General features: G+C 61.1%; 16 protein-coding genes, 2 pseudogenes and 1 CRISPR repeat array (1 of these 19 running past the window's edge). Of the genes and pseudogenes, 13 read left to right on the forward strand and 5 right to left on the reverse strand.

Features of this window, described 5'->3' with window-relative positions:
- Positions 1 to 98 precede the first annotated feature (98 nt).
- On the forward strand, positions 99 to 1,424 hold the full coding sequence (locus tag HZY77_RS07705) for a DUF4010 domain-containing protein (protein ID WP_296820356.1): 1,326 nt from the start codon (positions 99 to 101) through the stop codon (positions 1,422 to 1,424).
- A 61-nt stretch (positions 1,425 to 1,485) separates the two neighbouring features.
- Here HZY77_RS07705 and HZY77_RS07710 read toward each other — a convergent pair whose 3' ends face one another.
- Positions 1,486 to 2,643, reverse strand: a complete 1,158-nt coding sequence (locus tag HZY77_RS07710) for a D-alanyl-D-alanine carboxypeptidase family protein (protein WP_296820358.1) — start codon at positions 2,641 to 2,643, stop codon at positions 1,486 to 1,488.
- A 156-nt stretch (positions 2,644 to 2,799) separates the two neighbouring features.
- On the opposite strand from HZY77_RS07710, the gene HZY77_RS07715 reads away from it, so the two are divergent.
- From HZY77_RS07715 to ald, 4 genes and pseudogenes are all read left to right on the forward strand, one after another.
- Positions 2,800 to 4,113: a dicarboxylate/amino acid:cation symporter gene (locus tag HZY77_RS07715; protein WP_296820360.1), complete on the forward strand. Its 1,314-nt coding sequence runs from the start codon at positions 2,800 to 2,802 to the stop codon at positions 4,111 to 4,113.
- 4 nt (positions 4,114 to 4,117) lie between these two features.
- Positions 4,118 to 5,126, forward strand: a pseudogene (locus HZY77_RS07720) (quinone-dependent dihydroorotate dehydrogenase).
- Positions 5,105 to 6,379 carry a TIGR03790 family protein gene (locus HZY77_RS07725; RefSeq protein ID WP_296820365.1) on the forward strand — a complete coding sequence of 425 codons (1,275 nt, stop codon included), beginning with the start codon at positions 5,105 to 5,107 and terminating at the stop codon, positions 6,377 to 6,379. Before HZY77_RS07720 ends, HZY77_RS07725 begins: the two are co-directional and overlap by 22 nt.
- Before the next feature lie 68 nt (positions 6,380 to 6,447).
- Positions 6,448 to 7,530 (forward strand): alanine dehydrogenase, encoded by a 1,083-nt coding sequence (ald, locus tag HZY77_RS07730; protein ID WP_296820368.1) that lies wholly within the window; start codon positions 6,448 to 6,450, stop codon positions 7,528 to 7,530.
- Position 7,531: 1 nt separating this feature from the next.
- Here ald and HZY77_RS07735 read toward each other — a convergent pair whose 3' ends face one another.
- Entirely contained in the window at positions 7,532 to 8,254 is a 723-nt protein-coding gene (locus HZY77_RS07735) for a 2,3-bisphosphoglycerate-dependent phosphoglycerate mutase (RefSeq protein ID WP_296820370.1), read from the reverse strand.
- Complete coding sequence (locus tag HZY77_RS07740; protein WP_296820374.1) at positions 8,251 to 8,904, reverse strand: histidine phosphatase family protein; 654 nt, start codon at positions 8,902 to 8,904, stop codon at positions 8,251 to 8,253. Before HZY77_RS07740 ends, HZY77_RS07735 begins: the two co-directional genes overlap by 4 nt.
- 190 nt (positions 8,905 to 9,094) lie before the next feature.
- Here HZY77_RS07740 and HZY77_RS07745 point away from each other — a divergent pair, with 190 nt between their 5' ends.
- The 5 genes and pseudogenes from HZY77_RS07745 to cas7c all read left to right on the forward strand — a co-directional run bounded on the left by HZY77_RS07745 (position 9,095) and on the right by cas7c (position 15,864).
- The gene (locus HZY77_RS07745; protein ID WP_296820376.1) at positions 9,095 to 10,102 is read left to right on the forward strand and encodes a WYL domain-containing protein; all 1,008 of its coding nucleotides are present in this window, start codon (positions 9,095 to 9,097) and stop codon (positions 10,100 to 10,102) included.
- A gap of 1 nt (position 10,103) precedes the next feature.
- Positions 10,104 to 12,359 (forward strand): CRISPR-associated helicase Cas3', encoded by a 2,256-nt coding sequence (gene cas3, locus HZY77_RS07750; protein ID WP_296820378.1) that lies wholly within the window; start codon positions 10,104 to 10,106, stop codon positions 12,357 to 12,359.
- A gap of 232 nt (positions 12,360 to 12,591) precedes the next feature.
- Positions 12,592 to 13,257: a type I-C CRISPR-associated protein Cas5c gene (cas5c, locus tag HZY77_RS07755; RefSeq protein WP_296820380.1), complete on the forward strand. Its 666-nt coding sequence runs from the start codon at positions 12,592 to 12,594 to the stop codon at positions 13,255 to 13,257.
- Positions 13,254 to 14,987 (forward strand): type I-C CRISPR-associated protein Cas8c/Csd1, encoded by a 1,734-nt coding sequence (gene cas8c, locus HZY77_RS07760; RefSeq protein WP_296820382.1) that lies wholly within the window; start codon positions 13,254 to 13,256, stop codon positions 14,985 to 14,987. Before cas5c ends, cas8c begins: the two co-directional genes overlap by 4 nt.
- Positions 14,984 to 15,864: pseudogene (cas7c, locus tag HZY77_RS07765) on the forward strand (type I-C CRISPR-associated protein Cas7/Csd2). The gene cas8c and the pseudogene cas7c overlap by 4 nt, the downstream one beginning before the upstream one ends.
- A gap of 3 nt (positions 15,865 to 15,867) precedes the next feature.
- Here cas7c and HZY77_RS17785 read toward each other — a convergent pair.
- Positions 15,868 to 16,164 carry a type II toxin-antitoxin system RelE/ParE family toxin gene (locus tag HZY77_RS17785; RefSeq protein WP_363154526.1) on the reverse strand — a complete coding sequence of 99 codons (297 nt, stop codon included), beginning with the start codon at positions 16,162 to 16,164 and terminating at the stop codon, positions 15,868 to 15,870.
- Positions 16,161 to 16,412 carry an addiction module protein gene (locus HZY77_RS07775; protein ID WP_296820386.1) on the reverse strand — a complete coding sequence of 84 codons (252 nt, stop codon included), beginning with the start codon at positions 16,410 to 16,412 and terminating at the stop codon, positions 16,161 to 16,163. Before HZY77_RS07775 ends, HZY77_RS17785 begins: the two co-directional genes overlap by 4 nt.
- A 48-nt stretch (positions 16,413 to 16,460) precedes the next feature.
- Here HZY77_RS07775 and cas4 point away from each other — a divergent pair, with 48 nt between their 5' ends.
- From cas4 to cas2, 3 genes are all read left to right on the forward strand, one after another.
- The gene (gene cas4, locus HZY77_RS07780) at positions 16,461 to 17,081 is read left to right on the forward strand and encodes a CRISPR-associated protein Cas4 (protein WP_296820388.1); all 621 of its coding nucleotides are present in this window, start codon (positions 16,461 to 16,463) and stop codon (positions 17,079 to 17,081) included.
- A gap of 1 nt (position 17,082) precedes the next feature.
- Positions 17,083 to 18,117 (forward strand): type I-C CRISPR-associated endonuclease Cas1c, encoded by a 1,035-nt coding sequence (cas1c, locus tag HZY77_RS07785; RefSeq protein WP_296820390.1) that lies wholly within the window; start codon positions 17,083 to 17,085, stop codon positions 18,115 to 18,117.
- Positions 18,118 to 18,119: 2 nt separating this feature from the next.
- Complete coding sequence (cas2, locus tag HZY77_RS07790; protein WP_296820392.1) at positions 18,120 to 18,410, forward strand: CRISPR-associated endonuclease Cas2; 291 nt, start codon at positions 18,120 to 18,122, stop codon at positions 18,408 to 18,410.
- A gap of 177 nt (positions 18,411 to 18,587) precedes the next feature.
- Positions 18,588 to 20,753: direct repeats of the CRISPR family, unit length 37 nt; unit sequence GCATCGCCCGGCCTCACGGTCGGGCGTGGATTGAAAC (it continues 1,528 nt past the right edge of the window).

Below are 20,753 nucleotides of genomic sequence, written 5' to 3' on the forward strand. Positions count from 1 at the left end.
CCGAAAAAGAAATATAGGAAGCAGACCAAGACCTGCGACATACATCCAAAGCCGCAGCCGCAGACGACCTATAAGGTGCCACTGATTAGGACTGTCAAATGTTTGATCAAACACTCAACTTACCGAACGCAGAATGGCCGTACATACAGATCCTTGTCCGTCTCGCCTTGAGCCTCGCACTGGGGCTGTTGATCGGGCTCGAACGTGAGAGGCGTGGTAAGGAAGCCGGTCTACGCACATTCGGATTTATCTGTCTTCTCGGCGCACTAGGCGGATCATTAGGAACGGCTTTTTCGCTTGTAATCCTAATTCTTGTAGGCGTGCTGACGGTATTACTCAATATCCAGACACTGCGTATGAATCAAGGAACAGAATTAACGACTTCCGCCGCCATGTTGGTGACGTGCACAGCGGGAATATTGTGTGGACAAGGACACACAATATCCCCGGCAGCAGTCATGGTCAGCGCAACCGCCTTGTTGGCCTGGAAGGAAAGGCTGGCCGGGTTTTCGATGGGGCTGACAGAAAGTGAACTACGATCCGCAGTAATGCTGGCCATTCTGGCTATTGTTATTTATCCAGCCTTACCTGTTGGTGCCATTGGACCCTGGAATCTATTTGAGCCGCGCGCAGCATGGATTGCGGTTATTCTCATCGCCGGCATTGGGTTCGTAAACTATATTCTCTGGAAGCTTTACGGCATGCGCGGCGTCGAACTATCCGGATTTTTNGGTGGATTGGTCAATAGTAATTTCACGGTGATCGAGATGGCATCCCGATTACAACAAAAATCGAATGAATTCGTCGACTCTGCCTATCGTGGCATTCTGCTTGCGACCATGGCAATGATTATGCGCAATGCAAGTCTATTGCTAATCCTTGCTCCACTCGCACTGGTGGGATCATTTACCGCTTTTTTGCTGATGATGCTTTCAAGCACGACACTCGTACTCTGGAACTATCGCCATAGAAACCAGAATCTTATCGACGAAACNTCGGATATGAAGCTTGACCTGCCATTCTCATTGCCGTTAGCACTTAAATACGGCGTAGTATTTTTAGGACTTCATATTGTCGGAGGTCTTACTCAACGAATGTTTGGGGATGTCGGCTTTTATCTGGTTAGTATCGTTGGCGGTTTGATGTCTAGTGCGAGTGCAGTCGCTGCAGCGGCAGCCTTGGCATCACAGGGGCATCTGTCTCCCACCGTTGCTGGAAACGGGGCTGTTTTAGCGTCGTTCACCAGTATCGCCTTCAGCCTTTCCTTTGTGGTTCATTCAGGCAACAGCCAACTTATCAGACGCTTGGCGGTAGCAATGGCTTGTGTTGTTTTGACGGGCACCCTCGGCCTGATCGCGTGGAATGCCATCCACCCTCTGGCGATACAGTGGTTCCCCCAAATAGAGGGAAAACTAACAATGTAAAAGCCAGGAGAACTCAATAACACGACTCGTTCTCCTGTCAGATACATTCAACTGAACGATTTCAGCCGAACAAGCCCTTGAAGAGCAGCCGGATGCTGTCCCACATGCGGCGAAAGAAGCCGCCTTCATCCACGTTCTCCAATGCGACCACGTCGGCCTGCTTGATCACCTTGTCACCCTGGCGGATTTCGACCTTGCCAATGACGTCGCCCTGTTTCACCGGAGCGATCAGGGTCGGCTTCAACACGAGCTGGGTGGTGAGCTTGGCGGCTTCGCCGCGGGCCACGGTGGCAGCCAGATCTTCGCTTGCGCCCGCCTTGACGGTGCGCGCAGNCCCTTTCCAGACGGGCGCTGCAGCCAGTACGTCACCCTTCTTGTTGAACATCTTGGTCTCGAAGAAGCGGAAGCCATAGCCCAGCAGCTTGGCGGTTTCGGTGGCGCGCGCGGCCTCGCTGTCTGTACCGAATACGACGGCAATCAGACGTTCGCCATTCTTCTGGGCCGAGGCCACCATGCAGTAGCCGGCTTCTTCCGTATGGCCAGTCTTCAGGCCATCGACGCCGTCATCGCGCCACAGCAGCAGGTTGCGGTTGGGCTGGTGGATGCCGTTCCAGGTGAAATCCTTCTGCGCATAAAGCGCATAGTGGGCAGGATCGGCATAGATGATGGCGCGCGCCAGGACTGCCATGTCGCGGGCGCTCGAATAATGGCCGGGATTGGGCAGGCCGGTGGCGTCCATGAAGTGGGTGTCCTTCATGCCGAGCCGCTTGGCTTCCGCGTTCATCATCGCGGCGAAAGCATCTTCGTCGCCGGCGATATGCTCGGCCAGCGCCACGCTGGCATCGTTGCCCGACTGGATGATGATGCCGTGGAACAGGTCATCGACCGAGACCTTGTTCCCCACTTTGACGAACATCTTCGAACCGCCCGTACGCCAGGCTTTTTCGCTGATGGTAACCATGTCGTTTTCGTGCAGCCGGCCGTGCTTGATTTCCTGCGTCGCGATGTAGGCGGTCATCAGCTTGGTCAGGCTGGCGGGCGGCAAATGCATCTCGCCCTGGTGGTCGACCAGAACGTTGCCGCTGGCCGCGTCCATCAGCACCCAGGATTTGGCGGCCAACTCCGNGGGCGGTGGGACGAGGGAGGCGCTCCAGGCAGCCGGGGCGATCAGTACGCTGAAAATCAATATGAGTCTTTGCAGAAAGAACGGGGTAGTCATGGATTCGTCGATGAGTGAACAAACAAGGTTGGCATTGGACCAGACAGACACGCACAAGCGCGCGTAAGTTCAGGATAACATCGCCCGCCCGCTCTGCGACAGCTTCGTGGCGCTGCCCTGTTAAACTCGCGCCATGTCGAAACTGCACTGAACCGCATGCCCGCGCCCGGATCCCGCCACCTCACCCGCCAGATCGTGATCGCGATGCTCGCGGGCATCGTGCTGGGCGTCATCCTCAATCGGCTGGGGACGGCAGACTGGGTGCAACTGGTTCTGGTCGATGGCCTGCTATATGTGGTCGGCTCGGTCTTCGTGGCGGCATTGAAAATGATGGTGGTGCCGCTGGTGTTCGTGTCGCTGGTGGCCGGCGTCACCTCGCTGTCGGACCTGAATGCGCTGGGCCGCATCGGCATCAAGTCGCTGGCGCTGTACCTGGCCACGACAGCGATCGCCGTCACGATCGCGCTGACACTGGCGGGAATCGTCGGGCCGGGACAGGGCTTCAATGCCGGCAGCACGGCCGCCAGCTTCACCGGCAAGCCGGCGCCGCCGCTCACCCAGGTGCTGATCGACATGGTGCCGACCAACCCGGTCGCAGCCATGGCCGAAGGCAACATGCTGCAGATCATCGTGTTCGCGCTGCTGTTCGGCGTGGCGGTGACGATGTCCGGCGCACGCGGCAAGCATGTGCTCAATTTCTTCGGCGATCTCGATGTGGTCATCATGCACATGGTCGAATGGATCATGCGGCTCGCCCCGTATGGCGTCTTCGCGCTGATCACCCGCACCTTCGCCAGCCAGGGCCTGGACATCCTGCTGCCGCTCGCCGCCTACTTCCTCACCCTGACGGGCGCGCTGGCCCTCCAGGTCTTCGGCGTCTATCCCCTGCTGCTGAAGCTGCTGGCCTCGCTCAATCCGCTCACCTTCCTGAGAAAAATGCGCGACCCGGCGGCGTTCGCCTTTTCCACCGCCAGCTCCGGCGCCACCATTCCGGTCACGCTGCGTACGGTGGAGTACAAGATGGGTGTGAAGAACAGCGTCGCCTCGTTCACCGTGCCGATGGGCGCCACCATCAACATGGACGGCACCGCCATGATGCAAGGCGTGGCCACCGTGTTCATCGCCAACGTGTACGGCATCCACCTGGAATTCACCGATTACCTGCTGGTCGTGCTGACCGCCACCCTGGCCTCGATCGGCACCGCCGCCATCCCCGCGGTCGGCCTGGTCACGCTCACCATGGTGCTCGGCCAGGTGGGCCTGCCGGTCGAAGGCATCGCCCTCATCATCGGCGTCGACCGCCTGCTCGACATGATGCGCACCGTGACCAACGTCACCGGCGACTGTGCGGTGAGCTGCATCGTCGCCAAGAGCGAAAAAGCCCTCGACCAGGCCGTGTTCGACGACCTTTCGGCCGGTTCGGTCGAGGCAGCCACCCGCCGCCCCCTTTCCACCCATTCCGCTTCCTGATCCCATGTTTTATCCGCTGATCCGGCCTGCCCTCTTCTCGCTCGACCCCGAAGACGCGCACGGCTTCACTCGCCAGCCTCGACGTCGCGCACGCACTGGGCCTGTTGAAGCTGCTGCCGCGCACGGCGGGAACGCCCGTGCACGTGATGGGCATCGATTTTCCCAATGCCGTGGGCCTTGCCGCCGGGCTCGACAAGGACGGCGCGCACATCGGCGCGCTGGCCGACCTGGGCTTCGGCTTCATCGAGATCGGCACGGTGACACCGCGCCCGCAACCGGGCAATCCCACGCCGCGCATGTTCCGCCTGCCCGCGGCCGAAGCCATCATCAACCGCATGGGCTTCAACAATCTTGGGGTCGACAATCTGGTACGCAATGTCCAGTCGAGCGGCTTCCAGGGCGTGCTCGGGATCAACATCGGCAAGAACAAGGACACGCCGAACGAGCATGCGGTCGACGATTACCTGAGCTGCCTCGACAAGGTCTACGCGCATGCACGTTACGTGACGGTGAACATCTCCTCGCCCAACACGCAGAACCTGCGCGAACTGCAGAAGGACGAGGCGCTCGACGCGCTGCTCTCAGCAATCAAGCTGCGCCAGTCCGAGCTGGCGCAACGGCACGGCAAATATGTCCCCATCGCGCTGAAGATCGCACCCGACCTCGACGACGCACAGATCGCCGCGATCGCCGCGCTACTGATGATGCACCGCATCGACGCGGTGATCGCCACCAACACCACGATCGCGCGCGATGCCGTCGCCGGCCTGCCCAATGCGGAGGAGACTGGCGGCCTGTCCGGCGCGCCGGTGCGTGCGGCATCCACCCGGGTGGTGCGCGAACTGGCGCGCCATCTGAAGAATGAAGTGCCGATCATCGGCGTCGGCGGCATCCTCTCGGGCGACGATGCGCGCGAAAAGATCGATGCCGGCGCGTCGCTGGTGCAGTTGTATTCCGGCCTGATCTATCGCGGCCCGGTGCTGGTGCGGGAATGCGTGCAACGCCNCGCCTGACGGCCATGCGGTTTGCGCGTGCCGTCGTTGCGGCGTGGCTGTTGCATGCCGGCGCGCATGCCGCGCCGACGGAGCCGGTCCTGACCCATTTTCCGCAACCCGGCCTCGATGCCGACCAGCTCGGCGTGATCGTCAACGACGACGATCCCGACAGCGTGGCGATCGCCGCGTACTACCGGGAAAAGCGCGGCATCCCCGCGGCCAATGTGATCCACGTGCGCTTCAAGCCCAGGCGCAGCACGCTCTCTCGCGAGGAATTCGTCAACCTCAAGCGTCTTGTCGACCGCAAGACGCCGAAGAACGTGCAAGCTTATGCGTTGACCTGGGCGCAGCCCTACCGGGTGGACTGCATGTCGATCACGTCCGCCTTCGCCTTCGGCTTCGATCCCGCCTGGTGTGCCAACAGCTGCAAACCGACGCAGCCGAGCCCGTATTTCAACAGCAGCGTGACACGGCCCTATGCCGCCTACCACATGCGCCCGGCCATGAGCCTGGCCGCTGCCAGTGTGGCCGAAGCGAAGAAGCTGATCGACCGCGGCGTGGCGTCCGACGGCAGCAATCCGGCCGGCACCGCCTACCTCGTCAGCACGAATGACAAGAACCGCAACGTGCGTGCCGCCGGTTACGCATCCGTGCGCGCGCTGATGCAGTCCGTCATGCCGACCGACATCGTCGAAGCCAACGCCCTCGAAAACAAGCCCGACGTGATGTTCTACTTCACCGGACTGGCTCAGGTAGCGGGCATCGACAGCAACCGTTTCCTGCCCGGCGCCATCGCGGATCATCTCACTTCGGCCGGCGGCGACCTGTTCGGCGGCGGCCAGATGAGCAGCCTGCGCTGGCTGGAAGCCGGCGCCACCGGCAGCTACGGCGCGGTGGTCGAGCCGTGCAATTTCCCCGCCAAGTTTCCGGTTCCCGGCATTGTCATGGCGCACTACCTGCAAGGCGAAACGCTGATCGAGGCCTATTGGAAAAGCGTGCAGATGCCGGGACAGGGCATTTTCATCGGCGAACCGCTGGCGCGCCCGTTTGCCGGCATCCGTCACGATACCCGCGGCGGCGGCCTGACCCTGTCGGCGCGCTTGCTCACGCCAGGACTCTATGAGGTGCAAGCCGCGCCGTCGATGATCGGTCCCTACCGCAGCGTCGGCCGCATGGCCATCGCCTGGGGAACACGCCAGATCAGGCTCGAACACGTTCCGCCTGCGTACTACCGCTTCGAACGCCGCGCCGAGCCCGCACCGGTGCAATAAAGCCGGCACTTCTGGCGCGGTGTGGCTTTGACTATGCTGCAGATTATCCATCCCGCACGAGGCTCGCCATGCACATCGGCATTCCCAAGGAAATCAAGAACCACGAATACCGGGTGGCGCTCACGCCCGAGGGTGTACGGGTACTGGCCCAGGCCGGGCACCGGGTGAGCGTCGAGACGCGTGCCGGCGCCACCGTGGGATTCGACGACGATGCCTTCCGTGCCGCCGGCGCGGTCATCACTGACACTGCGGCCGAAGTCTATGCCGCCGATCTGGTGGTGAAAGTGAAGGAACCGCAAGCGGACGAAGTGGCGCTGCTGCGCGCAGGCCAGTTGCTGTTCTGCTATCTGCACCTGGCGGCCGCACCGGAACTGGCGCGAGAGCTGAGGGCGCGCGACGTGACGGCGATTGCCTATGAAACCGTGAGCAACCCCGCCGACGGCCTGCCGCTCCTGCAACCGATGTCGGACATTGCCGGGCGGCTCGCGCCGCAGATGGGTGCGCTGGGCCTGCACACGTCCCACGGCGGCAATGGCAAGCTGATCAGCGGCATGCCCGGGGTACCGCCCGCCCATGTGCTCATCATCGGCGCCGGCGCGGTCGGCATGAGCGCCGCGCGCATGGCCGTTGGGCTGGGCGCCCAGGTCACGCTGATCGACCGCCAGGCCGACAAGCTCGCGCATGCCGAAACGCTGTTCGGTGCGCGGGTGGCCTCGCGCTTTTCCTCGCCCGAGGCGATTGCGGCGTTTCTTGCACAGGCCGACATCGTCATCGGTGCCGCCCAGATCCCGGGACGTCATGCGCCGCGGCTGATCAGCCGGGAATTATTGAAGCAGATGCCATCCGGCTCCGTACTGGTGGATGTCGCCATCGACCAGGGCGGCATTGCCGAGACTTCTCGCCCCACCACCCACAGTGCGCCGTTCTTCGTGGCCGAAGGCGTCGTCCATTATTGCGTCACCAACATGCCCGGCGCGGTGGCGCGCACCGCCACCGACGCGCTCACCCATGCCACCCTGCCCTACGTCCAGGCACTGGCTGCACAGGGTCTGGCCGCACTGGATACGGATGCCGGACTGAAGGCCGGGCTGCACGTGCACGCTGGCCATATCATGCACGCCGGGCTGGCCCAGGATCTGGGACTGGGCTGAATCACGACGGCGTTGACGCAGGCAACGCCAGCCACTCGCGCCCGAGCACGTTCCCCGCCGCGTCGAAGCGGTATACCAGCGGCACCCCGGACGGAATCTCCACCCGCTCCATCGCCACCGCATCCAGCGCATCCAGATGCATCACCAGCCCGCGCAGCGTATTGCCGTGGCTCACCACCAGCAGGCGCCGCCCTGCACGTAAGCGCGGCACCAGCACGTCGTTCCAGTACGGCAGCATGCGCTGCTGGCAATCGCGCAGGCTCTCGCTGGCGGGCAAGTCGCCGGNGGCCAGCGCGGCATACAGCGGATCGAAGCGCGGATGGCGCGGGTCGTCGCGCGACAGCGGCGGCGGCGGTTCGAAATAGCCGCGCCACCAGCGGCGCGATGCCGCCTCGCCCCAGGTGGCGAAGATCTCGCGCTTGTTCATACCCTGCAGCGCGCCGTAATGCCGCTCGTTCAGGCGCCAGGTCGTGAACAACGGCACCCCGGGCGTGCCCATCGCTGCCAGCAGCGCGGCGGCGGTCTGGCGGGTGCGCTGCAATACCGAACCATGCACCTCGTCGAAGGCGTAACCCGCCTGCGCCAGCTGTCGCCCCGCCGCGGCCGCCTCGGCCAGGCCGGTTTCGGTCAGCGGAATATCGGCCCAGCCGGTGAAGCGATCGGACAGGTTCCATTCGCTGTGGCCGTGGCGAAACAGCACCATCCAGTAGACCGGCGCGTTCATTCGGGCGGTTCCGTCAGCACGTCGTGCAGATGATGGCGGTCGCCCCAGGCCTCCAGATGCCAACCCTGCCCGTCGAAATGAAACCAATTGAGCGCGCAGTTGGGGATCGTGAAATCACGTGGCGTATTCAGCGGGCGGCCAGTGGCGCGACGGTAGATCACGTCGAGCACGCCGCTATGGCTGACCGCGGCGATCGTCTGGCCGCCGTGATGCCGCACCAGCCAGTCGATCGCCTCGCCCACCCGCCCGGCAAAGCTGCGCAGCGACTCACCCGTCCCGAAATCGTAGTCGAGATCGCGCGCCACATAGTGCGCATAGGCCTTCGGATACCGTTCGGCGCCCTCTGCCGCCGTGAGCCCCTGAAACAGCCCGAAATGCCGTTCGCGCAGTTGCGGCAGGCATTTCACCTCCAGGCCCTCGCGCTGGGCCAGCACCCGTGCCGTTTCCAGTGCCCGCGACAGATCGCTGCTGTAGATCGCGCCGAATCGATGATGCGCCGCGTTGAATGCCATCGCCAGCGCTTGCGCCCGCCCGGTCTCGTTGAGCGGAATGTCGGTGTGGCCCTGGATGCGCTTCTCCACGTTCCATCCGGTTTCGCCATGGCGGATGAGGCAGATGCGGGTGCCGACAGGCTTGGCAGCGTGGTGCATGATGAGCAGATTGGTTAAGTGAGACCCGGTTTAAATCTGGCATAAAACTTGAACAGCGTCAGCAGGGTTGCGACACTTGTAACAGAACGACACTTGCGGCGTCCCGTACATTGCACGACACTAACGCCACATAACAAAAACCTGCAACACCGGATACGCGGAGAAAAAATCAACAAGCGAACCGGCACGATTGAGCAAACTCGACGAAATCTATCGCCTGCACCGCCTGCTGGATGGGCGACGCACCGGCATATCGCGCGCCGTACTCATCGGCGAGCATGGTTTCGCCCGTTCCACCCTCGCCCGCCTGATCGCCGACCTGCGCGACAAGCTCGGTGCGCCGCTCGTCCATGACCAAGACTTTGGCGGCTACCGCTACGACACCGCCGACGGCCGCCACCTCATGCCTGGCCTGTGGTTCACAGCCGACGAACTACTTGCTCTCGTCACCCTGAAACATCTGCTCGCCAACCTCGAGCCCGGCCTGCTCGACGACCATCTGCGGCCGTTGCAAAGCCGCATCGATTCCCTGCTGTCCGGCCAGCATCTGGGCGCAGGCGAGGCCTTGCAACGCATCCGCCTGCTCAGCATGGCTGCCCGGCGCAAGAACCCGCACCACTTCCAGACCATCGCCGGCGCCGTGCTACAGCGCCAGCGGCTCCGGATCGACTACTACGCGCGCGACCGCGATGCCACTAGCAGTCGCGAAATTTCGCCCCAGCGCCTCGCCCATTACCGCGACAACTGGTACCTCGACGCCTGGTGCCACGACAAGAAAGGCCTGCGCATCTTCGCCGTCGAATGCATCCGCGCCGTCGATCCGCTGACCAAACCCGCCAAGACCATCGCCGAATCCACCCTGAACCGCGAACTCGCCAGCAGCTATGGCATCTTCGCCGGCACGCCCCGCGCCACCGCTGTGCTCGTGTTCACCGTCCAACGCGCCCGTTGGGTCGCGGAAGAAACCTGGCATCCGCAACAGCAAGGCCGCTGGCTGGATGACGGGCGCTTTGAATTGCGTATCCCGTATTCGGATAACCGTGAACTACTGATGGACATCCTGAAGTACGGGCCTGACGTCGAAGTGGTGGAGCCCGAAGACCTGCGCGAGGCCATCAANAAACTGTTGGGATCGGCTGCGGGCCAATATTGGCGAGGAGAAACGGGAGGCTCAGGTTCTGGGCCTGGAGGTGGGTAGCATGACCGCCATGGACAAACGCCTTCCAATCGCACATGCCGCCAAGGATTTCGACGGCAATTGGCGACCGCCTCACGATCTGGCCGACCATCTGAATGAAGTCGGCGTACTGGCCGCCGAATTCGCCCGAACGTTCGGTTCGGAGTGGGCCCAGCTTGCCGGGCGCTGGCACGATCTGGGCAAGTATCGGCAGCGTTTCCAGAATTACATCCGACTTGCCAGTGGCTTCGAGGCTGACGCCCACATCAAGGGCGAATCAGGTAAAGCACCGCACTCGACCGCGGGCGCATTGCTGGCATGCGACCGCTTCGGCCCGGCCGGCCGCGTGCTGGCGTATGTGATTGCTGGGCATCATGCTGGATTGTCGGATTGGTTCGGCGGGCTGGATGCACGCTTGGAAGCCGCCGCCAGCCGCGATGAACTCAATGAAGCCTTGGCTGAAAGCCCACCCGCCGAATTGCTCGATCCATGCAATTTCGAGCCTGATTTACAAGCCATTCCCGGCGGCAAGAACGGCTTCGCACTATGGGTACGCATGTTGTTCTCCGCCCTGGTCGATGCCGACTTTCTCGACACCGAGCGTTACATGGATCCAGAACGCTTCGCGCAGCGAAACCAGTGGCCCACATTGCAGGAACTGGCACCACTATTCGATACCCACATACGGGTACTCGCCGCACACGTCCAGCCCACACCAGTCAATACACTGCGCGCTGACATCCTGGCTCAGTGCCGAGCAAAGGCCACGCTGGCACCCGGCTTGTTTTCGCTGACCGTCCCAACCGGCGGCGGCAAAACACTCTCCGGCATGGCTTTCGCGCTGGAACATGCCCGCACGCACGGCAAACGCCGTGTCATTCACGTCATCCCTTACACCAGCATCATCGAGCAGACAGCCGACATCTTCCGCGCCATCTTCGGCGAGGCGATCATCGAACACCACAGCAACGCCGAATCCGAGCCCGGCCGCGAAAACAGCGCCAGCCGCCTAGCCTGCGAAAACTGGGATGCGCCCATTGTCGTCACTACCAACGTGCAGTTCTTCGAGTCGCTGTTCGCCGCACGTACCTCGCGCTGCCGCAAGCTGCACAACCTGGTCGACTCCGTGGTCATCCTTGACGAGGCGCAATTGCTGCCGCCGGAATTCCTGCAGCCCATCCTCGATGTGCTCAATCTCCTGACTCGCTATTACGGCGTCAGCGTCGTCTTGTCCACGGCCACGCAACCTGCCCTGAGCACGTGCGAATACTTCGACGCCCGCCAGAACCTGCGCGGCCTCGACAACGTGCGCGAAATCATCGACGACCCCGACGCGCTCTACACGGCGCTGGAACGTGTCGAAGTACGCTTGCCTGCGGACTGGCACACGCCGACCGATTGGCCGACATTGGCGGCAGAATTGGATGATCACGATTCCGTGCTTGCCATCGTCAATACCCGCAAGGATGCGCGCGCCCTCTGGGAGAAGATGCCGCAAGGCACGTTGCATCTGTCTGCGCTGATGTGCGGCGCGCACCGCTCGCAGGTCATTTCCGACATCAAGACACGCTTGAAGAACAGCGTGCCGACACGCGTCATCAGCACACAGCTGGTCGAAGCAGGCGTCGATGTGGATTTCCCTGTCGTGTACCGCGCGGTTGCCGGGCTGGACTCCATCGCTCAGGCAGCAGGACGTTGCAACCGCGAAGGACGTCTGGCAGAAAAAGGCGAAGTCGTCGTTTTCATCCCACCCAAACCCGCACCACGCGGATTGCTGCTGACCGGTGAGAACGCCTGCAGAACCGTGCTGCACGGCGTGACCGAGCAACCGCTGACCCGTGCCCGCTTTGCCGCGTATTTCGATCGCCTGTATTTCGGCTGCCAACTCGACAAAGAAGGCATTTGCAAGCTGCTGGAAGTCGAAGGCAGCACGCTTGCCGTCAACTTCAGAAGTGCCGCCGACAAATTCCGCCTGATTGCCGATGAAGACAGCGTACCCATCGTCGTGTGCTACCGGGGTGCGGATGGGCAGGACGACAGCATAGACAAATGGCTCGCCACATTGCGTAAGAGCGGCCCGGAACGCTGGCTGATGCGCAAGTTGCAACGCTACACCGTTAACCTGCGTCGAAATGAGGCTTTGCCATTGCTGAATCAGGGAGACATTGAGGAAATCATGCCGGGGTTGTATGTGCAGGTGAGTGATCTGCTTTATGACGCAAAACTTGGCTTACTCTCCAACGGTCAACTCAGTAACGCGGGGCTGTTTGTTGTTTAGGTGTACGCAAAATGAGAGTGCAATGACTAAAACATTTTGATCCCCAGCGTCTAAAGCGGTTCACTAACATTGCTTCGGTCATTCGGAGGCAAACATGAATTGGATTGGAATATTTCGCGAGGTACGTAAGCTCGTAACTGAAACTCAGACGGACCGCTTTTATGCTTTGTATGCCCTGCTTGTATTCATTTTCATTGTTTATGTGTAGGGCCAATTTCAGCATGGAGAACAAATGAAAACCTACTGCCTGGAGCTCTCCGGCCCCTACGCCTGTTTTACCCGCCCGGAAATGAAAGTCGAGCGCGTGAGCTACGACATGATGACGCCATCCGCCGCGCGCGCATGCTTCGAGGCGATTCTNCTGAAACCGGCGATCCGCTGGCATGTGCGCAAGATCGAAGTCATGAAACCCATCCGCTGGATCAACCTGCGGCGCAACGAGGTGGCCAGTGTGGTATCCACCCGCAACGTTGAGACAGCAATGAAATCGGGCAAGGGCGATCTTGGTCTCTACATTGAGGAAGACCGCCAGCAGCGCGCCGGCCTGTTTCTCCGCGATGTGTCCTACCGGGTGCACGCCGACCTGGAGTTTCTCGCTGCGCGCGATCCGCAGGCGAATGCCGCCAAGTACCACGAAATGTTCGAGCGCCGGGCCAGCAAAGGTCAGTGCGTCAACCAGCCTTATCTCGGCTGCCGCGAATTCGCCGCTGCTTTCCGCTTGGTGGCCAAGCCTGATGACGAAGCCACGCCCATCGATGAGACGCGCGATCTGGGCTTCATGCTGCACGACCTGGATTTTTCCCATCCAGCCGATCCACAGCCGCGCTTTTTCCGTGCGCGGCTGGAAAACGGCGCGGTGGCCATCCCGGCCTGGGACAGCGAGGAGGTGCGAGGATGATTCTGCAAGCGCTCAATCGCTACTACGAACGGTCGGAAGACCTGCCCCGCGAGGGCTGGGTGCGCCGTGGCGTCGATTACGTCGTCGTGCTCGACGAGCAAGGCGAGTGCGTCAATCTGGAAGCCCTCGGCGAGCAAAAGAAAGGTAAGACCGTGCCGAGCGAGAAATTGGTGACCGCCATCGGCAAACAGGCAATGAAGCACACCAATAGCGGCAAAGACGCCAACCTGCTCTGGGACAATGCCAGTTTCGTTTTGGGCGCAGGCAATAAGGGCAGCACCAAACTCGCGAGTTTCATCGATACGCTGAATGTTTGGCTTGGCAAGCTTGACGANCCGGGTGTCAACGCAGTTCACCGGTTTTGTGTCAACTTGCAAAACCATCCGGAAGCTGCTGGTGCGTTGATCGAACGTTTTCAAGCCAAGGAGGATTTCGAGAAGCGTGACCCGGTTCTGATCTTTCGCCTCGTGTCTGACGTGGAAAGCGTTCACTTGCGCCCTGCCGTCCGTAGCACATACGAATCGGCCCTGATTGCTTCGCAATCCGGAAGCGATCTACGCGGCAACTGTCTGGTAACCGGTGAAGTTAACGTGCCGCTTGCGCCAAACGAATCTGTCATTAAGGGCGTCTGGGGCGGACAGCCCGCCGGGTGCAACATCGTTTCCTTCAATGCTCGCGCGTTCGAGTCCTATGGCAAGCGCGAGCGCAACGGTGAGAACGCGCCGGTCAGCTTGCAGGCCTCCTTCGCCTACACGACAGCTTTGAATCATCTGCTGGCCTCAAAGCAACGCATCCAGGTCGGCGATACCTCGATTGTATTCTGGGCAGAGGAGCCCCACGACCTGGAAAACGCAATGGTCGACCTATTCGGCGAGCCACCCAAGGACAACCCGGAGAGGAACGTCGATGCGGTAAAAGCCCTGTATTCCGCCGTCGAGACTGGCAAGTTCTCGGTTGGTAAGCTGGAGACGCGCTTTCATGTGCTAGGCCTCGCCCCCAACGCCGCACGCATCAGCATCCGATTCTGGGAAACCGCCACCGCTTTTGAACTGGCCCGCCGCATCAAGCAGCATTTCGACGATCTGGCCGTCGTCCACGCCGACTACGAGCCAGAACACCTTTCGCTGTTCCGCCTGCTCGCCGGGCTGGCGCTGCTCAACAAGGCCGACAACATTCCNCCCAATCTGGGCGGCGAAATCATGCGCGCCATTCTTGAAGGCCTGCCCTACCCGGCGGCCATGTTCAATCTGGCCGTTTCACGCTGCCGAGCCGAACAAAAGCCGACATACGCCCGCGCCGCCACCATCAAAGCCAGCCTCAACCGCTGGATACGCTTCCGCAAAACTCAAGAAAAGGAGTTCCTGCCCATGCTCGACTTGTCCAATCCCAATCCGGCCTACCGGCTAGGGCGACTATTCGCCGCGCTGGAAAAAATCCAGGAGGAAGCCAGCCCTGGACTCAATGCAACGATCCGCGACCGTTACTACGGTGCTGCATCAAGCACGCCTGTTTCAGTCTTCACCACGCTGCTGCGTCTGAAGAACCATCACATGGGCAAGCTCTCGCCCGGTCGCACCACACAAATGGAAAAGCTGCTTGGCGAAATCCTCGGTGAAGTCGCCGACTTTCCGCGTCAGCTTCCCTTACAGGATCAGGGGCGTTTCGCCCTCGGCTACTACCACCAACGCCAAGCCTTCTTTACCAAATCCACCCCGGAGGAAAAACAATGAGCCTGACCAACCGCTACGACTTCGTACTGCTATTCGATGTGAAGGACGGAAACCCCAATGGCGACCCTGACGCCGGCAACCTGCCACGCCTGGATGCCGAAACCGGCCATGGTCTGGTCACTGATGTGTCGCTCAAACGCAAGGTGCGTAACTTCGTTGGACTGGTCAAAAATGAGCAACCGCCTTACGAGATTTACGTGAAGGAAAAGGCCATCCTCAACAAGACCCACGAGCGCGCCTACGAAGGCATTGGTAAAGCGGATTTGCTGAAGGGCGACGACAAGAAACGCAAGGGTGGCGATGCCGTCGGTGAAGCACGCGACTGGATGTGCAAGAATTTTTCGACGTACGCACCTTCGGCGCAGTCATGTCTACTGGCGTTAACTGCGGTCAAGTGCGCGGGCCGGTGCAGCTGACATTCGCGCGCTCGGTCGACCCCATCATCGCTCAGGAGCATTCGATCACCCGCATGGCAGTGGCGACCGAGGCCGAGGCTGAAAAACAGGACGGTGACAACCGCACCATGGGCCGCAAGCACACCGTGCCTTACGGCCTCTATGCCGCACACGGCTTCGTTTCCAGCTTCCTCGCCAAACAGACAGGTTTCTCGGACGAGGATCTGGAATTGTTGTGGCAGTCACTCGCACAGATGTTCGAGCATGACCGCTCAGCTGCACGTGGCGAAATGGCAACCCGTGGTCTCTATGTATTCAAGCACGATTCTGAGCTGGGCAATGCGCCGGCGTATGCGCTGTTCGAGCGGATTCAGCCGCGCATGAAAGATGGTGTGACCGCACCACGCAGTTTCGCGGACTATGAGGTGACGGTAAACGAGACGGCTATGCCATCAGGCGTGACCTTGATGCGCAAGGCTTAAAGGCTACCGCCGCCCCGCCCANNAATACCCCGGGCGGCGGCTGTGGTGGGCCACCGCGACGATAGTGATAGCAACAGGGTNGACGCGATAAATCAGACTGTAAGGATAATCGTGCAAGTTGAAGCGCCGGCAGGCATGTTTGATCCCAACGCCCAGTTCCGGGTATTCGAGCAAACGCCCTGCGGCTCGCATGGCGGCGTTATGGAAATCCTGCGCAATATTGAGGCCACCTTCGTCACGGTAATATCTGATGGCTTCGCGAAGCTCGGTACGAGCTTGCTGCTGCCATAGAAGTCTCAATTGCTCGCCTTCTTCAACATTTCATCAATTTCCGCCACGACTTGCTCATGCGGAATCAACACGGCAGTACCCGCATCGATTTCCGCCACGCGCTGGGCGATCTCCTCGTCCCAGGCCTTGGCGACGGCTTCGGGCGCATCTTCTGCCGGCCCTTCCAGGCTGACGATCAGTCGGTGGATGAGCTCGCCGCGTTCTTGTGGAGAAAGCTGCAAGGCCTGGTTTTCAAGCTCTTTCAAAATCGCTGCCATGACCAACTCCTTTAAATATGGCCTGGATGAAATGGTAGCACTCACGGCATGACCGAGACAGACCCGATTCCCCTCTCCGCGCTCCAGCACTGGGCCTATTGTCCGCGACAGTGCGGGCTGATTCATCTGGAGCAGGCGTTCGCCGACAATATTCACACGGCGCGTGGACAGGCGGTGCACCATCTGGTCGATACGCCCGGTTACGAAACCAAGGCAGGCGTGCGTATTGAACGAGCGCTTCCGTTGTGGAGCGACCGCCTCAATCTCATCGGAAAGGCCGATCTGGTCGAGTTTCATCCCGACGGCACGGTGTTCCCCGTGGAGTTCAAGCATGGTGCCAAGCGGCAAAAGCTGCACGATGACCTGCAACTCGCTGCGCAGGCGATGTGTCTCGAAGACATGCTCGGCCGGCTGGTGCCCAAGGGCGCGATCTTCCACGCCAGCAGTCACCGGCGGCGCGAAGTGGCGATTACGCCTGCCTTGCGGCAATTGGTGATCGAAACCGCTGAAGCGATCCGCGCCATGCTCGCGTCTGGCAGGCTGCCGCCTCCGGTGAACGACTCACGCTGCAAGGAATGTTCACTGAAGGACATTTGCCAGCCCGAAGCCGTTTCCGACCACACCCGGCAAAGCATACTGAAACGCAATCTCTTCAACCCCGAGGAATAAATTGCATACCATCCAGAACACGCTGTACGTCATGACGCCCCAGGCCTACGCCCACCTGGAAAACTCCACAGTGCGCATCGACGTCGAACGCGAGAANAAACTCCAGGTGCCGCTGCACCATGTCGGCGGGCTGGTCTGCTTCGGCAATGTGATGGTCTCGCCTGCGCTCATGCACCGTTTGGCCGACGAGGGCAAATCGCTGGTGCTGCTGGACGATTCGGGCCGCTTCAAGGCCCGGCTCGAAGGTCCGGTTTCCGGCAATATCCTGCTGCGCCAGACCCAGCATCGTGCTGCGGGCGACGCTGCTGTCATGCTCGAACTCGCTCGCGCCTGCGTGGCCGGCAAGCTGAAGAACAGCCGCAGCGTATTGCTGCGCGGCGCGCGCGAAGCGGAAGACGAATCCGAGGCCGCTCGACTTTCCCGCACCGCCGACAATCTGGCCGCCTCGCTACGTGCCACAGCCATTGCTGGCACGCTGGACGAACTGCGCGGCGTTGAAGGAGAGGCCGCGCGCGGTTACTTCGAAGTGCTCAATCTCATCGTCAAACCCGCGTTCCGCACCCTCTTCCAGCTCAATGGACGCACCCGCCGTCCGCCGCTCGACCGTTTCAACGCACTGATCTCGTTTCTCTACGCCATGCTTATGAACGACTGTCGTTCAGCCCTCGAAGCTTGCGGTCTCGATCCGCAGCTTGGTTTTCTGCACGCCGTGCGCCCAGGCCGGGCCGCTCTTGCACTGGATTTGCAGGAAGAGTTCCGGGCCATCCTGTGCGACCGGCTGGCCCTTACTCTCATCAATCGGGGGCAGATCGGAGAAAACGATTTCGACCTGCGAGAGGGCGGCGCAGTCATGCTTAACGATCGGGGCCGTCGTACTGTCGTAACCGCCTGGCAGGATCGCAAGCAGGAAGAGATAACGCATCCCCTCACCGAATCCAGGCTACCGTTTGCCCTGTTGCCCTTCATCCAGGCCCGTTTCATGGCACGCGCCCTGCGCGGAGAAATGGAAAGCTATCTGCCATTTCTGGCCAAATAATCATGCTCATCATCGTTACCTACGACGTATCCACGGAAACCGCCGCCGGGCGGAAACGCTTGCGCCGCATCGCCAAGGCTTGCGAACGTGTCGGCCAGCGCGTACAAAAGTCAGTGTTCGAATGCACTATCAACGAAATGCAATTCGAGCAATTCGAACGCGAACTTCTTGCCGAGATCGATCTGAAGCAGGACAACCTACGTTTTTACCGCATCACCGAGCCAATCGAACTGCGTGTCAAACAACATGGTTGTTTCCGTTCAGTGGATTTTGAAGGCCCTCTCGTCATATGACGCGCGAACCCCAATCGATGGCGTAAACCCCAGTGTTTCGCGCGTGCGATAACTCATTGTTCTTTAACAATCTGGAACCCATCCCAACCGTGGCGGCACCTATCGAATTGCTTCGTGTCGTAGGTTCGCGCAAACTGATCTCGCTTTGCCGCGCAAACAACACGTTGCCGCGGTAGAGCATCGCCCGGCCTCACGGTCGGGCGTGGATTGAAACCGGCCGATCGCCATCTGATTGACCGGGTTTTATTGCATCGCCCGGCCTCACGGTCGGGCGTGGATTGAAACACGAAGTTGGCGATGTCGGGCTGCGGGATACCGAATGCATCGCCCGGCCTCACGGTCGGGCGTGGATTGAAACAGATCCAGCAGGCCGCCGAGCTCAGCAGGATCAAACCGCATCGCCCGGCCTCACGGTCGGGCGTGGATTGAAACCAACTCGATACCGCCAAGAGCACGGCAGCGATTGCGTGCATCGCCCGGCCTCACGGTCGGGCGTGGATTGAAACACCATGAACGCCATCCGCATCGAAATCGAATCTGTGCATCGCCCGGCCTCACGGTCGGGCGTGGATTGAAACATGAGCAAGGAATCTCTCCAACAAGCAGTCGATCGCATCGCCCGGCCTCACGGTCGGGCGTGGATTGAAACCGGTGTCCAGAATGCCGCTGATGTTGGGCGCGACGCATCGCCCGGCCTCACGGTCGGGCGTGGATTGAAACCAGCCGTCGGCCTTGCCTGGGTCGCCGGCATAGGCGCATCGCCCGGCCTCACGGTCGGGCGTGGATTGAAACCAATCGGAAAATATCTCGTCGCCAAGGAAGACGAGCATCGCCCGGCCTCACGGTCGGGCGTGGATTGAAACCACCCGCAACAAGGCCATTCAATGAACGAAAGCATGCATCGCCCGGCCTCACGGTCGGGCGTGGATTGAAACCGCAAGCTGTACGGCTACACCCAGCCGACCAAAGCAGCATCGCCCGGCCTCACGGTCGGGCGTGGATTGAAACTGATGGACATCATCCAAACAACCGGTGTCGTTGGTGCATCGCCCGGCCTCACGGTCGGGCGTGGATTGAAACTTGAACAGGCGGATACCCATGATGCCGAACATCACGCATCGCCCGGCCTCACGGTCGGGCGTGGATTGAAACGAGTCCGGCCTCAAGTTCAAGGCCGTCCACACCCGCATCGCCCGGCCTCACGGTCGGGCGTGGATTGAAACACGTCGTCGACGGCGGAGATGATCGAGAGCATAGGCATCGCCCGGCCTCACGGTCGGGCGTGGATTGAAACGAGTACCGGCTGAAACTCGCGGCCGGGGCGCTGGAGCATCGCCCGGCCTCACGGTCGGGCGTGGATTGAAACTTGACCAGATCTTCCTGGTCGATCTGGACGCGCATCGCCCGGCCTCACGGTCGGGCGTGGATTGAAACTCAGCGTACTGGTAGGTACCCCACTTGATCGGGCGGCATCGCCCGGCCTCACGGTCGGGCGTGGATTGAAACAGCGGCGTGGTGCTCAAGGGCGCGCAATAGCTTCGCATCGCCCGGCCTCACGGTCGGGCGTGGATTGAAACTCGTTGCCCTGCATCGACTGCGCAAGGGTGTCGACGCATCGCCCGGCCTCACGGTCGGGCGTGGATTGAAACTCCTCGTCAGAAGGCGCCACTCCTTTCACCTCAACGCATCGCCCGGCCTCACGGTCGGGCGTGGATTGAAACATCGTCAGCGCTTTTGCCTCATCAATGGTGCGGGTGGCATCGCCCGGCCTCACGGTCGGGCGTGGATTGAAACATGAAGGGGCAATCATGAAGCTCGTCTGCCCGCGCATCGCCCGGCCTCACGGTCGGGCGTGGATTGAAACAAGCTCAACGGCATCCCCAGCGCCATGATCGCCGTGCATCGCCCGGCCTCACGGTCGGGCGTGGATTGAAACCGGTCTACGGTGCCGAGATGCTGGACGGTGGAAAGGCATCGCCCGGCCTCACGGTCGGGCGTGGATTGAAACTATAGGGAGAAGACCGTGGTGGAAAAAGCGGATTGGCATCGCCCGGCCTCACGGTCGGGCGTGGATTGAAACATCCACACGAGCTACAGCGGCACGCTGGCTGTGAACGCATCGCCCGGCCTCACGGTCGGGCGTGGATTGAAACTGACGAACCGGACGGCGTCATGGTTGATACGCATGCATCGCCCGGCCTCACGGTCGGGCGTGGATTGAAACAGTTCGGCGAGCAGGCTGGCCACGCGGTCGAAGCGCATCGCCCGGCCTCACGGTCGGGCGTGGATTGAAACCTCATGGATCTGTCGCGCAACTTCATGAAGCCGTTGCATCGCCCGGCC

The organism is Thiobacillus sp. (genome assembly GCF_013693775.1).
Lineage (GTDB): Bacteria > Pseudomonadota > Gammaproteobacteria > Burkholderiales > Thiobacillaceae > Thiobacillus.

Coding starts and splice junctions, on each gene's coding strand:
- ald (WP_296820368.1), top strand. CDS start 6,448: ATGCACATCGGCATTCCCAAGGAAATCAAGAACCACGAATACCGGGTG.
- cas4 (WP_296820388.1), top strand. CDS start 16,461: ATGACCGAGACAGACCCGATTCCCCTCTCCGCGCTCCAGCACTGGGCC.
- HZY77_RS07740 (WP_296820374.1), bottom strand. CDS start 8,904: ATGCACCACGCTGCCAAGCCTGTCGGCACCCGCATCTGCCTCATCCGC.
- cas3 (WP_296820378.1), top strand. CDS start 10,104: ATGACCGCCATGGACAAACGCCTTCCAATCGCACATGCCGCCAAGGAT.
- cas2 (WP_296820392.1), top strand. CDS start 18,120: ATGCTCATCATCGTTACCTACGACGTATCCACGGAAACCGCCGCCGGG.
- HZY77_RS07715 (WP_296820360.1), top strand. CDS start 2,800: ATGCCCGCGCCCGGATCCCGCCACCTCACCCGCCAGATCGTGATCGCG.
- HZY77_RS07775 (WP_296820386.1), bottom strand. CDS start 16,412: ATGGCAGCGATTTTGAAAGAGCTTGAAAACCAGGCCTTGCAGCTTTCT.